This window comes from Mucilaginibacter sp., from assembly GCF_036383575.1.
Lineage (GTDB): Bacteria > Bacteroidota > Bacteroidia > Sphingobacteriales > Sphingobacteriaceae > Mucilaginibacter.
Genome location: NZ_DASVOB010000426.1, coordinates 1 through 16,360, shown reverse-complemented (window position 1 = coordinate 16,360; position 16,360 = coordinate 1). Strand labels below are relative to the sequence as shown.

Below are 16,360 nucleotides of genomic sequence, written 5' to 3'. Positions count from 1 at the left end.
GCCCTATCACCCGTTCACCAAAATGCTCCCTGAGACGCGCGCCAAGATATTCGGCCTGGTTATAGAGGACATCGGGATTTTTATGCTTGATATCGAGGTTAATAATGCGATAGAACGGCGGGTATTTGAAACTTTTCCGTTCTTCCATTTCCGTGAAATAAAGATCGGCATAGTTGTTATCAATTACCTGTTTTAACACGCGGTGATAAATATCATAGGTTTGTACTACTACCTTCCCCTGTTTGCCCCGGCGACCTGCCCTGCCGCTTACTTGTGCCAGCAATTGATAACTACGCTCGTTGGCCCTGTAGTCAGGAAATTTCAGCAAGCTATCGGCATTGATAATACCTATCAACGTTACATCTGAAAAGTCAAGTCCCTTGGCTACCATTTGGGTGCCAACAAGGATGTCAATTCTTTTTTCTTCCAGATCATTAAGGATGGTTTGCAATGAATTTCTCGACCGTGTGGTATCCAGATCCATCCGGGCTATCCGGGCTTCAGGTAGTAAAACACTCAGCTCATCCTCAATTTTTTCGGTACCAAAACCTTTATACTCCAAATGGGTTGATCCACAAGCCGGGCAAATGGATGGCGTATCTTCTTTATAACCACAATAGTGACAATGCAGTTTACCACTGCTTTTATGATAGGTAAGGCTTACATCGCAATTGATACATTTTGGAGTATAAGCACATACTTTGCACATCAGGATAGGTGCATAGCCTCGCCTGTTCTGGAACAAGATCACCTGCTCTTTATTTTCAAGTGCCTGTTTTATACCCTCCATCAACACACTGGTAAAATGCGATTGGATAGTTTTTTGTTTGGTTTCATGCGCAATGCTTACCACCTGCACATCCGGCAGCTCAACGCCGCCAAAGCGTTCGGTCAGCTCTGCAAAGCCATATTTATGTGTGCGGGCATTGTAATAGCTTTCAAACGATGGCGTGGCCGAACCTAAAAGCACTTTACCCTGGTGCATATTCGCTAAAAAGATAGCAGCATCGCGGGCATTATAGCGCGGTGCAGGTTCAAATTGTTTGTATGATGTTTCGTGTTCTTCATCAACAATGATCAAGCCCAGATCTGCAAAAGGCAAAAACACTGATGAACGTGCACCGAGCACAATCTTATACTCGCCGCTTAAAACTTTCTGCCAAACCTCCACCCTTTCGTTATCATTAAACCGCGAATGATAAACACCGATATCGCCGCCAAAATACAGCCGCAACCGTTCAATAATATGGGTGGTAAGCGCTATTTCGGGCAGCAGGTAAAGCACCTGTTTTCCGCTCTGTATGATCTCTTCTATCAACCTCACATACAACTGTGTTTTGCCCGATGAGGTTACGCCATGCAGCAGCGTTACATCTTTTTCCCTGAACTGCTCCTGAATACTTTGCAGTACTATCGTTTGCTGTTCGCTTAATTCAAAGTTATCGCCAACTTCATCGTCTTCTTCAAAATGCAGGCGGCTAACGCTCCTGTCTTCCGAAAAGAAGATCTCCTTTTCAATCAGCGATTTGATACTTGATTCACCGGCCCCGCTCTCTTCAATAAGTTCGTTTTTGGTGATGTTTTTTGAATGACGGGACAGTTTGATATAAGCCAGTAAAGCATCGGCCTGTTTAGGCGCCCGTTTTTCCAGTATCGGGAACAGCTCCCGTAAATTGTCCTGGTTAGTATAAACCGGGTTAAGCGTAATGAAAGTACGTTTACGCGGCTTATAACGCTCGCTTACCTCTTCAGATATATTGATAATGTTTTTCTCAAACATCATCTTCAATATCGGCATTACGGTTTTCTGCCCCAGTAGCTTGGTAATATCGCTTATCGTAAGCTCGGGCTGAATTTCAAGAGCCTCAACAATTAGAAACTCCTTGTCATGAAGCGTAGTCTTATCTATCTCATACTCCCTGTTAAGTACAATACGAGTTTCGCTGGCCAGTTTTAGCGCTGATGGCAGCGAGGCGTTCATAACTTCGCCAATATTACACATATAGTAATCAGCCAGCCATTGCCAAAACTCAAGCTGTTTAGGGGTTACAACCGGGCGATCATCAAGAATTTCGATAATATATTTGGCCTCGTACTTTTCTGGGGCCAGTTTGCTGATCTCTTTAACAATAGCCGTATAAAGCTTGCTTTTACCAAACTGTACCACCACCCTTTTGCCTATGGCAATAGCATTGTTTTGATCATAAGGTACCCGGTAAGTGTAGTTTTTTGAAATAGCCAGAGGCAAAATCACTTCGGCAAAAAGCGTTTCACGGTCGGTATGTTCAATTTCGGCAAACTCTAACATGTTTGATTATTTGTTGCGGATGGCAGCCAATGCCAGCATCAGCCAGCCTAATATGAACAATAAACCACCGATAGGTGTAACCGGGCCCAGCTTAATCAGCCAGTTCCAGCCCAGCAAATCGCGGCATGAAAGCAGGTAAAGCGACCCTGAAAAAAGAATGATGCCAAAAGTAAAAAGATAATGCGCGGCAGATATCAACCCTCCGTCCCTTTTACCTGCAAAAGCAGCCAGGAACAATAAGGCAAAAACATGGTAAAAGTTATATTGAACAGCAGTATGCCAAACCTCAAGTTGCGCAGGTGTTAACACAGCCTTCAATCCGTGTGCTCCAAAAGCGCCGGTAATAACGGCCAGCATACCTAAAAACGAAGCGGTAATAATTATTTGTTTGTTCATGCAGATATAAAAAGCTAAGTTAACCAATTGAAAGTATTACTTTAACGCCGTGGGGTAAAATTCTATATTTGCTGCACACCCCTGCTATGAAACGACTGATAGTAACCACTATATTTTTAATTATAGCTACCGTGCTTATAACGGTATTATATTTTAAAAATCTGAGTCCGCCGGGAGTGCGTACAGGACAGGTTATGCATGCTATACCTGATAATGCCGTAGCAGTTTTTGAGTTTACTAATGAAAAGGGATTTTACGAGATTTTTGCAGGCAACCATTTATTAGGTGCTTTTGTCGGCCATGATAAGTTGAATGAGCTTGACACCCTTCGTAAACTATTCATTGCCTCCCCACAGCTTGACCAATTTTTCAACGGTCAGAATATTTTCATTTCTCTTCACCCAACCAATAATGACGAGATTAGCCTGCTTGTAACTACCTCGGCATCAAAAACATTTTCCACAGCAACGCTTGACCATTTGACCAGGGATACCAAAAACGCTTTACAAATAGCGCCGATGCAAATAGCCACGAGCCAGGGATATAATATTTTTGTGAAGCCGCTTAACAAACATTTTTATATCATAAAAACGGGCGACAATATATTTTCGGGCAGTTTTTCAAAAGACCTGGTTGATCATAGCGCCATATACCAGCAGGATAAAGGCCATAACGGCTTTGTACCGATGCCAGAGCAGCAAAACGCTAATTCGCTTGCCAATCTTTACATTAATTACAACCAGCTTAACACGCTTTTTGATCAGTTGTTCCTGAATAAAACTACCGATCTTTTCAAGAGTTTCAGAATGTTACCGGCCTATGCGGCATTAAACCTAAATTATAAAAGCGATGCGCTGATGTTTAACGGGTTTACCACCAAACAAAATAACGCAACCAGCTATTTAAACATATTTGCAGCCCAGCAACCGGTCGAAAATCATTTAAAAGATATTTTCCCGGCTACAACTGCCTACAGCACAAGCTTCGCTGTTTCAGATCCTAAAAAGTTTGAAGCCGACCTTTCGCAATGGCATGATAAAGCAGGCGTAGGTAAAGAAAAAAATGAGCTCTTAAACAAAGTAAAATCAGAAGCGGGCTTGTATATAAAACCCGAGTTTGAAAAACTGCTCGGCAATGAGTTTGCGATAGTTACAACACGCTATTTTGAAAAATTTGCCATTATATCTGTTAAGGATGGTTCAAGGCTGTTTCCGCTGATGATGAACATCAGTAATATGGTTACCGATAAAGTTGGTCAGTTTAATTATGAAAAACTGCCTTTCTTTTTATTGGGTGATGCATTCAGCATTTTCAAAAAGCCCTACTTTATGATCATTGACAACTACCTTATACTCGCTACATCAGTATCCGAACTGGAAAGTTATAATGACACCTACTTCAACCGCAAATTCATCGGTAAAACAGATCAGTATACACAATTTGATAATTTACTGGCCGAAAGAAGCAATGTGGCTTTTTTTATCAACTTTAAAAACACCCAACCGGTATTAAAGCGAGATTTAAAAAAGCCGTTTTACGATGCTTTTGAAAACAGCGATCCCGGCTGGAAAAATTATTACGGAGCAGCCTTCCAGCTCACTGCATCTGATAAAAGTTTTTATACCAATTTTTGTATGCGTTTAAATGCTCCTGATACAAGCGCAGCAAAAAAATAAATTTATTGTGTGTTTACACAACAATAACTGTTCGATTTCGTAGAACAATACAAACAGAAATTTGTAATAAATTTTACCGGCATCAACTTTAATCTATCTTTGGATAGTTCGGGGTTTAAGCATGTGAGCTATAATATGAATAAGATCTTTACTATTCTTTTTTTAACACTTTGTTCTTTATCCGTATCGGCTCAACAATTTTCGCAATATAACACCGGTACCCTTTATGATTCGTTTGAAAACCCGTCACAAAGGGCCTTTATTCCCGATTCCAGCAGGCAGATAGCATTTAATTTTTTTGTTCCTAATTTCGATGCCAATTTCTATATAACCGGGCACATACAACAGCCGCTCAAAAGCCGGGCGTTTGGTAATCCTCCATTTTATAACACTTCATCACTCAAGATAGGCCAAAATGCTTTAAACCATTTTAATGTTAACGGCAATGCTTATGCGGTAATGCTTAAGTTTTTCAGCAGCCTGAACGGCAATGTTGAAATGGGCTTTTCGGCGCAAACCAGGATAGAGAGCAAAGGCCTGGTCACTGATGAATCTGTTGCTTTTCTTGACGGCCCCTCAAATTTTGCTTATAACAACTATGATAATATATTCAACAACCATTACATGGTGCAGATGTATGATCAGTTAGGTTTTACTTACCGGGAGCAGGTTGCTAAACAACTGTCAATAGGTTTCAAGCTGAGCTACCTTTCAGGTATTCAATACAATAAAATAGATGTAGATCAGTCGAGCCTGCAAATTAACCGGGACCTGGCAGATCCTAACAACGACAATGCCGACGTTTACATGAAAGGCAAGTATTACAGGAGTTATGTACCGGGCAGGTTAAATGGCCGCGATTTTTTACCAACACTCCGCAATCCGGGAGCTTCGATTTCAATGGGTGCAACCTACCGAACGGAAGATGGGATACTTATACAAGGCAATATAAAGGACCTGGGCTTTATCCACTGGAACAAGCGCTCAACCATTACTAATTTTGACAACACAACAAATATAGAGGATATCACATCCGAGCACCGTGAAAAAAGCATTTATAATGCTGTATATGATCTGTTCAGGGGCAATGGCCAGGTTACTTCCTTTAACACAAAAACCAATGCAAAAGCCGAGTTAAGCGTATCTAAAAGTTACTGGCTTGATGATGATAAAACATTCAGGTATTTCCCAACCGTTGTAGCTCAAAAGGAAATGTTTTACCCTGGGTTTACGGGCGCATGGGTTAACTCCGTACAAAAAAATAATCTTATAGCTACCTTAACAGCCACCTACGATGATTATAAACTATTTAACCTCGGAGCACAGATCATGTTAAAATCGGCTAATACGGAATTTTTTATCGGCTCAGAGCGCTTGATCAATACGGGCCGTTTTACTTTAGCTACTTTAAATAATACCACTCAAATAAACCACATAGGCAACTATACAGGCGCCGATATCTTCCTGGGCTTTTCGCTCAAATTTGGACGGGTAATTGAGCACCCAATGAACTCCAGCTACGTCCCAATGGGTGAAAAGGGATTTTTCGGGCGCTTATTCGGCCGTATCTTTAAAACCAATAATTAAAGCGCTTTTTTGCCGGCTATAAAATCCTTCAGGTAATAAGGCTCATAATAAGCCACATCTTCAAAAGCGCCATCAGCAAACTTTTGCGCTGCCTTTTGTGTAAGGTATGTTGCCGAGTTTATAAAACCATCTAAAAACTTAGCATTGGGATTGCCGCTTAAAACGTTTTTACACTTTTCGGCACCGTCGCCAAAAAAGATGATCTTGTTGTTTTTTAAATGATCGGCAAAGCTATTCTCATCAATAATATCGGCAGCGGTTGCACGTACCCTATTGCCTTCGCTGTCAAATAAGGCAGTGTAAACCTCCATTCTGCGAGCATCTATCATCGGGCATAACAGTGTGTTACTTTCTTCAAAAAAACCGGGGTTATTAATAACACCATAAGCCATAGCCTCCAGAGTTTCAATAGCTATCAATGGCTTATCAAGAGCAAAACACAATCCTTTAGCGGTAGATACACCTATCCTTAAACCGGTGTATGAACCAGGGCCACTGCTTACAGCAATAGCATCAAGATCATTATAACTTATTCCGGCCTTATTCAGCAGTTCATCGATATACAATGTAATAACCTCGGCATGGATATTACGGGCATTTATTTCCTTAAAACCCAAAACCTCGCCATAACGGGCAAGGGCTACTGAGCAGGATGTTGTTGCTGTTTCTATTTGAAGTATCAGGCTCATATTACAAATTTATGGCACGGGATCATGCCCATGACCGCCCCAGGGGTTACAACTGACAATGCGCTTAATGGTTAACCAACCGCCTTTAAACGCGCCGTGCTTTTTGATGGCTTCTACACCGTATTGCGAACAGGTTGGCGTATACCGGCACGATGCGGCTGAAAGCGGAGATATAAAATATTGGTAAAACTTGATTAGTATGATAAATATCCCACCTACTATTGCTTTTAAAAACCGGGCAATTGCATCCATACGCTTTTTTGTTAACTGGTCGTAACCTGTACTGTAGCAGCTGATAACTCATTGCCAAGCTGAGCAAGCAGCTTCAGCATTTTTTTCTCAATGAAAAGGTATGGCTCAACTTCTTTACCTACGTAACCTACCGAAATAAGGACTCTTTTATCTGATTGCTGCAGGATATTATAAAGCTGTTGTTGTTTATGAAGCCTGTAGGCCTCACGCATTAACCTCTTTAGTAAGTTACGGTCAACAGCGTGCTTATAACGCCTTTTGGGAACGGAAAAAAGAATTTGCGCAGGATGAAGCTGAGGCTCAGGATTAACAAGCCAGGATACCCGGAAGGGATAACATAAAAAAGAAGAACCGTTATGAAAAAGCTTATCAATAAGCCTCTTGTTACATAACCGTTCTTCTTTTTTAAAAGTATACATAGTTGCCATTTTTGAACCGAAGGATAAAGCAGATAAGCGGTTCCAAACCCTTATAAATAAGGGCAGGGCAACCTCAATTATGCTTTGTGTCTGCCTTCGTCAGAAACAGTTAACCTTTTTCTGCCTTTAGCTCTTCTGGCTGCTAATATTCTCCTACCGTTAGCAGTTGACATGCGTTCACGGAAACCGTGTTTATTTCTTCTTTTTCTTTGAGAAGGCTGAAACGTTCTTTTCATGGCTATATTTTATTCTATTCGTCTTTTTAAAACAAGAGCGCAAATGTAGTTATTTTATTTAATAATTCAAATACTATTTTTTGTATTTATAACAACATCGGCGTACCTGCTCAACAGCAGCAAATTAGCAGTTTTTTATTGACAATAACTAATTGATCTGCGATATTTTTGATCCGGATTACAATCCTGGCTAACTACACAGCCTGTCAGTTTGAACCTGTCGATGACTCGTGCGTAGAGGCCCAACCCACTATACTTCGATAAACTCAGTATGACACCCTTTTTAAGTTGTCATGGGTAGAGTTAAAGCCCAGCGTGAAATGATAAAGCGGAGAAGCCTTACGAAGTTTTAAAAACTTCGTAAGGCTTGATTCTACAACTTATCATAGGTAGCTCGTCGAAGCATAGTTATTGAAAAGGGATAGCGTATGATCCGCTATTTTTCAAGCTGGCTGTAACAGGATAAATATTGTTAAGCAAGGATACCATTTCGGTTTTGCCGGCATCTTTAGCGTAATCCACTGCGGTTTTATTTTGTTTATCCTTGATCTTGATGCTTGCACCATGCTCCAGCAAACCTTTTACTACATCCGTCTTACCTTCGCTCACTGCCAACATCAGGGCGGTAACGCCATTGCTGTTACGGTTGTTGATATTGGGATAATAATGCAGCAACTGGCCAACTATTTCGGCATTGCCGTTTTTACTGGCGATCATTAAGGCAGTGTTTCCTTCCTTATCTTTATAATCTACTTTAACATCAGCTTGCAGGATCAGGTTCATGATCCTGCTTTGGTTATTTTTAACTGCAACAAGTAAAGGCGTATCGCCATTTTCGTCTTTCACATTTACGTTAGCACTCTTGTTCAGCAAAAATTTAACCCCGGGGGTATCATTGGCCTGGATAGCTGTAAAAATGTTTTGAGCGAAGATCGGCATTGAACATACAGACATCAGGAACAACAGGGTAAGTTTCTTTTTCATTAATAATCAATTGTTTAGTGGCCGAAGCCGGTTAATAAATTATCGCAATTAACAAAAAAAACATTACCCTAATTTTAACAGGACCGTGTTGGTTGAGACGCAAAACACGCGCAGAAAAACTTATATTTTCTTAGCATTTAAATTATAATATCATAATTTTCAGAAAAAATGAACGGAATGAACTAAACAACTTGCAGCGTATTTCCTGGAATAAACGAGCAGTTAAACCAAAGATTAATTATTAGTTTATCTCCATAAACCATTAAGGAATATTAGCTGACATTACCATGACAATAAAAACTAAAAAACATTAAACAGAATAGCTCTGAAGCATTTGCAAAATGTAAATTCAACCTTTTTATATCGACAAATGAAATTAGCCATCGCGATACTTTTGATATTCTTATCTACTATTACCAAGGCCCAGGAGTTATCCGCAAGCCATTATAAAATATACAGCACATCAGCAAAAAAACTCATCACGCCGGATGATATTATTAATGATATGGCCAATGCCGATGTGCTTTTCTTTGGCGAAGAGCATAATGATTCAACAGCCCACTATCTTGAATTTACCTTATTTAAAAAGCTCGCAGAAAAATATCCTCAAAAAACTGCGCTTTCCATGGAGATGTTCCAAACTGACTGCCAACTTGTTTTAAACGAATACCTCACCGGCCTCATCCGTGAAAAAAACCTGGTCACCGATGCCCGAACCTGGCCGAATTATAAAGATTATAAGCCAATGGTTGAACTGGCTAAAACCAATCACCTGCCGGTGATTGCAGCCAATGCTCCTACCCGTTATACCAATATGGTTACACGCGGTGGCCTCGATATTTTAAAGCAGCTTGACGCCCAGGCAAGAAGCTACCTTGCACCTTTGCCTATTGATACAGCTACAGGGGCCTATTATGATAAATTCGCTAAAATAATGGGAGGCCATGCTTCAATGCCGGGCATGCAGATCTATCAGTCGCAAAATCTTTGGGATGCTACCATGGGCTGGTCGATAACAAAGTTCCTGAAAAACCATACCGGTTTTAAAGTGCTGCAACTAAATGGTGGTTTTCATAGCGAAGAGAAACTGGGAGCAGTAGCCCAGCTTAAAAAATACGCACCAAAATTACGTGTGCTTAATATAGCAACTTATGCCGATGATAGTTTTGACAACCCCGACTGGAACAAATTAGCAGGTATGGCCGACTATGTCATTTTAACCGACCCAAAGCTGCCAAAAACATTTTAGTTCATAGCAAATGGTTCATAGTTCATGGCCGGTCATACAATGAACCATGGTCTATGAACCATCAACTAAATTACTTTTAAGCTTTCTTAGCCAGCAAATCGCGGATCTCAGTTAACAAGACCTCTTCTTTGGTTGGCTCGGGTGGTGCTGCGGGAGCTTCTTCCTCTTTTTTCTTCAGCGAATTAATAGCTTTTACAATTAAAAAGATACAAAAAGCAACTATAACAAAGTCGATCACATTGTTGATAAACAAACCATAATTGATAGCTGTTTCCGGAGTTTTATCAACCGCCGGCTTAAGTACATACTTAAGATCTTTAAAATCAATACCGCCGGTGGCCATGCCTATGGGCGGCATAATAATGTCTGCAACAAGCGAAGTAACAATTTTACCAAATGCAGCACCGATGATAACACCAACCGCAAGGTCAACCACGTTTCCGCGCATTGCAAATTCTTTGAACTCTTTTACTATAGCCATAAAATTTAAGTTTGGTTAATTTAAAGTTAGTAATATTACACAAACAATCTATTTATATAGTTTTTTTGTTGACGCTAAAACAATTGATATGCCTAAATCATTTAACAACTTTAAAGCAGATACCTCAAGTAATTTTCAGTTAATATTAATTTGATGTATTTTTGGCTACATCTTAATTATGCTAAAACAGAACCTTCAACAAAAACTTTTACAAAAACTTTCACCGCAGCAAATACAATTTATAAAATTGCTGCAGGTGCCTACTGTTTCGCTTGATACCCGGATAAAAGAAGAACTGGAAGAAAACCCCGCACTTGAAGATCTGAGCCTTACCAACCTAAACGAACCCGAGGAACAATACCCCGACCGCGATCCCGACGAAGATAATTACAACAGCGACGAGGAAAAGGGCGAGATGGATGAATTTAATATTGACGACTACCTGCAGGAAGATAACGTAAACGATTATGGGTCGCGCTATGACCAAAATGGCGATGACGAGGATGAACGCAAGGAAATCCCTATTGCCGTACAAAGCTCATTTTTTGAAAGCCTGCAATTACAGCTTGACCTTTTGCCTTTAAGTGATAAAGATTTCATGATCGGCAAGCAGATCATAGGCAGCCTTGATGATGATGGCTATCTGCGCCGCCCGATCATGTCGCTTACCGACGACCTTGCATTTTCACAAAATGTGCTGGCCGAAGATGATGAAGTAGAAGACATGCTGAAGGTGATCCAGGGTTTTGACCCTCCCGGCGTAGGTGCACGCAGTTTGCAGGAATGCCTGCTGATCCAGCTTCGTAAAAAGGACGCGAACGATCCTATCGTCAAAAAAGCGATATTGGTTGTTGAACATTACCTGGATGAGTTTACACGTAAACATTACGACAAGCTTGAAAAATCATTAAACATGAGCTCGATTGAGTTGCGTGGTGTTGTTAATGAAATTTTGAAACTTAACCCCAAACCCGGCGACTCGAACGAGATCAATACCAAGCAAATGCAGGTGATCCCTGATTTTCATATCACCAATAATGATGGCACGCTGATCCTTACCCTCAACTCCAAAAATGCGCCTGAGCTTAGGGTAAGTCGCTCATACCAGGAAATGTTTCAGCATTATGACAAGGCTTCCCAAAAAGATAAAAAACTAAAGGAAGCCGTTCAGTTTGTAAAGCAAAAGCTGGATTCGGCCAAATGGTTTATTGATGCGATTAAACAGCGCCAGCAAACGCTGCTTAAAACCATGAATGCTATCATGCAATACCAGTACGAGTTTTTCCTTACCGGCGATGACAAAAACCTGAAGCCGATGATCCTGAAAGATATAGCCGACCGTATAGGCATGGATATCTCGACAGTATCGCGCGTAGCCAACTCCAAATATGTACAAACAGAGTTCGGTACATTCCTGTTAAAATCATTCTTCTCTGAAGCTATCCAAACCGAAAGCGGCGAGGAAGTATCCAACAAAGAGGTTAAAAAGATATTGGAAGAGCATATTGGCCAGGAAGATAAACGCCATCCCCTTGCTGATGAAAAACTGACCGAGATCCTGAAAGATGCAGGCTACAACATAGCCCGCCGTACCGTAGCCAAATACCGCGAACAAATGAATATCCCGGTGGCAAGGTTAAGGAAAGAGTTGTAGCTGTTTGCAAGATTAGTTTTTTGTATGAGGCTAATCTTGCAAATTTATTTCAATACATACCCACTTAATTTCCCTCTTTTATAATGCATGTCTATCCTCATAATGAATAATATTTGAGTGGTTTCTGGAATTTGATTATCTTGGCTAAAATCTTATCACCGTGCATAGCCAAATAAATTCGATTGAAGATTTATTAGCTTTTGTAAAAAGCAACCGAAAAAACTCAGGCAATATCCATCTAAGAGAATGGTTCAGAGGGCACTCTAACAATTCATACAAACTTCATCCGGGAATTTTCAGAAAAGCCTTTAAAGATGAGACCGAACGACTTAGGCAAGAAAATCATCTAAGTCAAGATTTTATGATTCAGTCTGCTTTAGTCAACGAACAACATAACAATGTTGAACGATATTTCCTTCAGCAACATTACGGCATGCCGACCCGGCTATTAGATTGGACAAGTAATCCACTGGTCGCATTATTTTTTGCGCTTGATGGAAATGATAACAAAGACGGTGAATTATTTACTCTTGATGCTTACCAATTTGACATTAATAAAACCCGTAGCAAATTTGGTATTGCAACGATGAACAACGCTATTTTAAAAGAAGCGATAGATCCTTGTTTTTCCTGGAAGCCATTAAGTTCATACGGCGCTAAATACCCTTCATTTATCATCCCAACAAGACCAAAACATAATGATTCGAGAATGGTCCTTCAAAGTAGTTTTTTCACATTTCACGCTCCCGGCACGGAAATACTCACCGTAAAAGAAAACCCATCTTTAAAGAGTGCAATTATTCCGCAAAATATCAAGATGAATTTAAAGAAAGATTTGGCTTCGTTAGGAATTAATCATTACTCAATATACGGAGACTTGAGTAATCTTTCTAAAAAAATTAGATTTGATTATGACTTCTAATGTTTTATGATGTTATATCATATTAAAGAAAGCCTCAAGAAATTTATTCTCGAGGCCTTTTGTCTTAGTATGATTCAGTGATTACACATTCACAGCACAAAGCTCACGAACTTTGGCTACTACAAAATCAACCTCATCTTTAGTATTGTATTTCGAAAACGAAAACCGCACCGACGGCCTTGATGAACTGGCACCGATAGCGGTTAACACATGTGAGCCAATATCGCTACCCGAACTACAAGCACTACCGCCCGAAGCTGAGATGCCCGCGATATCAAGGTTAAACAACAGCATATCGCTCATTTCCATTTCAGGGAAAGCTACGTTAAGTACGGTATATAAACTTTTAGCAGGATCTGTTTCACCATTGAAACTTACACCAGGCACATTGCTGATCAGCTGCTCCATCATGTAGGATTTTAAGCCTTGGATATGGTTTTGGTGTTGATCCATTTCGGCATAAGCCAGCTCAAGCGCTTTAGCCAAACCAACTATGCCGTAAATATTTTCGGTTCCGCCGCGCATGTTGCGTTCTTGCGCACCACCGTAAATAAAAGGTTTTATCTTTATTTTATGATTGACATGCAGAAAGCCTACACCCTTTGGGCCGTGTAATTTATGACCGGCGCATACCAGGAAGTGAGCTTTAAGCTTGCTCAGATCATGTTGATAGTGGCCCATGGTCTGCACGGTATCGCAATGATAAATGGCGTTATAGGCCTCGCAAAGATCACCTACACGCTCCATATCTGATAGCGTACCAATTTCATTATTAGCATGCATCAGCGATACAAAACTACGCTCGTTATCTTTCAGCAAAGTTTCCAGGTGATCATAGTCAACAGCTCCCTTACTATCGATATTCACAAAACTCAGTTTAATCAAACCTGCTTTCTCCATCGCTTCCAGTGTATGGAGCACTGCGTGATGCTCAATATGACTGGTGATAGCGTGGGTAATGTTATTGTCAATAATACCGCACCTGATGGCTGTATTATCGGCCTCAGTACCGCTTGATGTAAAAAAGATCTCGGCCGGCGAGGTATGCAGTAAACCGGCAATCGTTTTACGCGAACGCTCAATTAAAGTACGTGCTTCCCTGCCGTGGGCATGTATGGACGATGGATTACCAAACTGGTTCTCCATAACCTTATACATCTCCTTCATTACATCAGGGTCGAGCGGAGTAGTGGCGGCATTATCAAAATAAACGCGCATTCTTGTTAAAATTTATAAATTAATGGATCAGTAACTTTAAAACACATGCCCGATATAATTAAATACACAAGCAACCAACGATATGTATCGCCGGTTGCCCTGTTATTTTTTAATACCGGTAAATTAACCTTTCAGTTGTAAGATCTCCTTAATATCAGCGATGATCTTGTTGGCCAAACCGTTTGCCACAGTTTCAGAATTGCCTTCGGAGTAGATCCTGATAATGGGCTCGGTGTTTGACCTCCGCAAATGTACCCATTCTTTATCAAATTCTATTTTCAAGCCATCAATTGTTGAATGAGGCTGTTTGATATATTTCTCTTCCACCTTGCTCAAAAGGGCATCTATGTCCATTTCGGGCGTTAAGGTGATCTTGTTTTTTGAAATAAAATAACCCGGATATGACGCACGTAGGCTCGAAACCGACTTTCCATACTTTGCCAAATGAGTCAAAAATAAGGCTATGCCTACCAAAGCATCACGCCCGTAATGTGATTCAGGGTAAATAACCCCGCCATTGCCTTCACCGCCTATGATCGCGTTAACCTCTTTCATTTTGTTAACTACGTTCACCTCTCCTACCGCCGCGGCATGGTATTCACCGCCAACTTTTTCAGTAACATCGCGCAGGGCGCGGGTTGATGAAAGATTGGAGACCGTGTTACCAACCTTATTTTTCAGTACATAATCGGCTACGGCAACCAGCGTATATTCCTCACCAAACATATTGCCATCTTCACAAACAAAGCAAAGGCGGTCAACATCCGGATCAACTGCAATACCCAGGTCAGCCCGCTTGCTCACTACCTCTTTTGATAATGCTATCAGGTTTTCGGGCAGCGGCTCAGGATTGTGCGGAAAATTACCGTCCGGCTCACAATACAACTCGTGAACAGTTTCAACACCCAAAGCTTTCAATAAGGCAGGCACAAAAATGCCGCCTGTTGAGTTTACACAATCTATTACTACTTTAAAGTTGGCGTTCTTGATCGCTTCAACATCAACCAATGGCAAAGCCAATACAAGGTCAACGTGTTTTTGCAGCCAGCTATCATCATGGGTAACTTTACCCAGATCATTTACATCGGCATATTTAAAGTCGCTGTTTTCGGCAATTTCAAGTACTTCTTTGCCATCGGCATCACTGATAAACTCGCCATCAGCATTAAGCAATTTAAGAGCGTTCCATTGCTTAGGATTATGACTTGCTGTAAGGATGATACCTCCAGCAGCCTGTTCGCCGGTAACAGCAACCTCAACAGTTGGCGTGGTTGATAAACCAAGGTCAACTACATCAATACCTAAGCCTTGTAGCGTACCAATAACCAGGTTATTCACCATAGCACCCGATAAACGGGCGTCACGGCCAACTACAATCTTTTTAATTCCTGATTTTTTTACTGCCCATGATCCGTAGGCCGAAGTAAACTTTACAATATCAAGCGGCGTTAAACCGTCGCCAACAGCACCACCTATGGTGCCACGTATACCTGAAATAGATTTTATTAAAGTCAAAATGCGATGTTTTTGGTGTGGTAAAAGTAAAAAATATAAGCTACAAATGATATTGTTTTAAGCAATTGCGCAAACGGTTGCACATAAAACACTGGTTAATCTGTTATTTGTTAATACTGTAAAGGGCCGCTCAATTGTCATTACTCCGCATTATTTTATGCTTAACGGGATAATTAGCAACCTAAGTATGAAAACCCGCAAGGTTTTTTTATCCGATTTGATAACTTTGGAAATTAAGTAAACAACATCTATTATAAGAAAACAATGCCCGACTACCTTCTGAATCTCGACCGGCATTTATTTTATTTCATTAACCACGACCTGTCCAATTCGTTTTTCGACTGGATCATGCCCTTGCTGCGCAATCCTAAATTCTGGATCCCGCTTTACATTTTCATCATAACTTTTTGTTTATGGCGATACAAAAAAGTGGGAGCTATAGTTATTGTACTATTGGCAGCATCAGCCGGGATTGCTGATTTTACCAGCGGCGTTATTATCAAACACAACGTGCAACGCCTTCGCCCCTGCCGTGACCCGGTGGTATCAGTGACCGATATCAGCAGAGTGGCTTGCGGTAGCGGGTACAGCTTTCCTTCCACGCACGCTACCGATCACTTTGCCATGGCCATATTTTTATGTTTTGTATTTGGCCGCAAGTGGAAATGGATCTGGTTTTGGGCTATATTATGGGCTGGCAGTATTTGTTTTGCCCAGGTATACGTAGGCGTGCACTTCCCAATAGATGTACTGTGCGGTGCATTGTATGGTGCA

Annotated in this window: 16 protein-coding genes; 6 read left to right on the top strand and 10 right to left on the bottom strand. The window is 40.9% G+C overall.

Translation table 11 applies throughout. The features are described from left to right. Together priA and VF500_RS14890 are read right to left on the bottom strand one after the other, a co-directional pair. Positions 1-2,308 (bottom strand): replication restart helicase PriA (priA, locus tag VF500_RS14895; RefSeq protein ID WP_330860421.1); only part of this gene is annotated, 2,308 nt, incomplete at its 3' end. Positions 2,309-2,314: 6 nt separating this feature from the next. Continuing rightward, a complete protein-coding gene (locus VF500_RS14890) occupies positions 2,315-2,704 on the bottom strand; it encodes a DUF423 domain-containing protein (RefSeq protein WP_330860420.1) in 390 nt (129 codons plus the stop codon). Positions 2,705-2,790: 86 nt separating this feature from the next. Between VF500_RS14890 and VF500_RS14885 the strand changes: the two genes are divergently transcribed. Beyond that, positions 2,791-4,380, top strand: coding sequence for a hypothetical protein (locus VF500_RS14885; RefSeq protein WP_330860419.1), 1,590 nt, complete (start codon positions 2,791-2,793; stop codon positions 4,378-4,380). A gap of 135 nt (positions 4,381-4,515) precedes the next feature. Continuing rightward, positions 4,516-5,967: a DUF5723 family protein gene (locus tag VF500_RS14880; RefSeq protein ID WP_330860418.1), complete on the top strand. Its 1,452-nt coding sequence runs from the start codon at positions 4,516-4,518 to the stop codon at positions 5,965-5,967. Here the strand turns inward: VF500_RS14880 and tsaB are convergent. The 5 genes from tsaB to VF500_RS14855 form a co-directional block, all read right to left on the bottom strand. Continuing rightward, positions 5,964-6,656 (bottom strand): tRNA (adenosine(37)-N6)-threonylcarbamoyltransferase complex dimerization subunit type 1 TsaB, encoded by a 693-nt coding sequence (gene tsaB, locus VF500_RS14875; RefSeq protein WP_330860417.1) that lies wholly within the window; start codon positions 6,654-6,656, stop codon positions 5,964-5,966. The two genes, VF500_RS14880 and tsaB, sit on opposite strands and share 4 nt — an antisense overlap. Positions 6,657-6,665: 9 nt before the next feature. Then, complete coding sequence (yidD, locus tag VF500_RS14870) at positions 6,666-6,908, bottom strand: membrane protein insertion efficiency factor YidD (protein ID WP_330860416.1); 243 nt, start codon at positions 6,906-6,908, stop codon at positions 6,666-6,668. 11 nt (positions 6,909-6,919) lie between these two features. Then, positions 6,920-7,327, bottom strand: a complete 408-nt coding sequence (locus VF500_RS14865; protein ID WP_330860415.1) for a ribonuclease P protein component — start codon at positions 7,325-7,327, stop codon at positions 6,920-6,922. 77 nt (positions 7,328-7,404) lie between these two features. Continuing rightward, positions 7,405-7,563, bottom strand: coding sequence for a 50S ribosomal protein L34 (gene rpmH, locus VF500_RS14860; protein ID WP_110583460.1), 159 nt, complete (start codon positions 7,561-7,563; stop codon positions 7,405-7,407). A gap of 408 nt (positions 7,564-7,971) precedes the next feature. Next, complete coding sequence (locus VF500_RS14855; RefSeq protein WP_330860414.1) at positions 7,972-8,547, bottom strand: ankyrin repeat domain-containing protein; 576 nt, start codon at positions 8,545-8,547, stop codon at positions 7,972-7,974. 370 nt (positions 8,548-8,917) lie between these two features. On the opposite strand from VF500_RS14855, the gene VF500_RS14850 reads away from it, so the two are divergent. Further along, positions 8,918-9,796 (top strand): ChaN family lipoprotein, encoded by an 879-nt coding sequence (locus VF500_RS14850; RefSeq protein WP_330860413.1) that lies wholly within the window; start codon positions 8,918-8,920, stop codon positions 9,794-9,796. A 76-nt stretch (positions 9,797-9,872) separates the two neighbouring features. Here the strand turns inward: VF500_RS14850 and mscL are convergent, their stop codons facing one another. After that, positions 9,873-10,277, bottom strand: coding sequence for a large-conductance mechanosensitive channel protein MscL (gene mscL, locus VF500_RS14845; protein ID WP_330860412.1), 405 nt, complete (start codon positions 10,275-10,277; stop codon positions 9,873-9,875). A gap of 178 nt (positions 10,278-10,455) precedes the next feature. On the opposite strand from mscL, the gene rpoN reads away from it, so the two are divergent. Continuing rightward, a complete protein-coding gene (gene rpoN, locus VF500_RS14840) occupies positions 10,456-11,931 on the top strand; it encodes an RNA polymerase factor sigma-54 (protein ID WP_330860411.1) in 1,476 nt (491 codons plus the stop codon). 160 nt (positions 11,932-12,091) lie between these two features. Beyond that, the gene (locus VF500_RS14835; RefSeq protein ID WP_330860410.1) at positions 12,092-12,853 is read left to right on the top strand and encodes an FRG domain-containing protein; all 762 of its coding nucleotides are present in this window, start codon (positions 12,092-12,094) and stop codon (positions 12,851-12,853) included. Between the two features lie 81 nt (positions 12,854-12,934). Here VF500_RS14835 and VF500_RS14830 read toward each other — a convergent pair whose 3' ends face one another. Next, positions 12,935-14,071 (bottom strand): cysteine desulfurase family protein, encoded by a 1,137-nt coding sequence (locus VF500_RS14830; protein ID WP_330860409.1) that lies wholly within the window; start codon positions 14,069-14,071, stop codon positions 12,935-12,937. A gap of 123 nt (positions 14,072-14,194) precedes the next feature. Beyond that, positions 14,195-15,586, bottom strand: a complete 1,392-nt coding sequence (glmM, locus tag VF500_RS14825) for a phosphoglucosamine mutase (RefSeq protein ID WP_330860408.1) — start codon at positions 15,584-15,586, stop codon at positions 14,195-14,197. Between the two features lie 264 nt (positions 15,587-15,850). Here glmM and VF500_RS14820 point away from each other — a divergent pair. Beyond that, a partial coding sequence (locus VF500_RS14820) for a phosphatase PAP2 family protein (RefSeq protein WP_330860407.1) occupies positions 15,851-16,360 on the top strand: 510 nt, incomplete at its 3' end.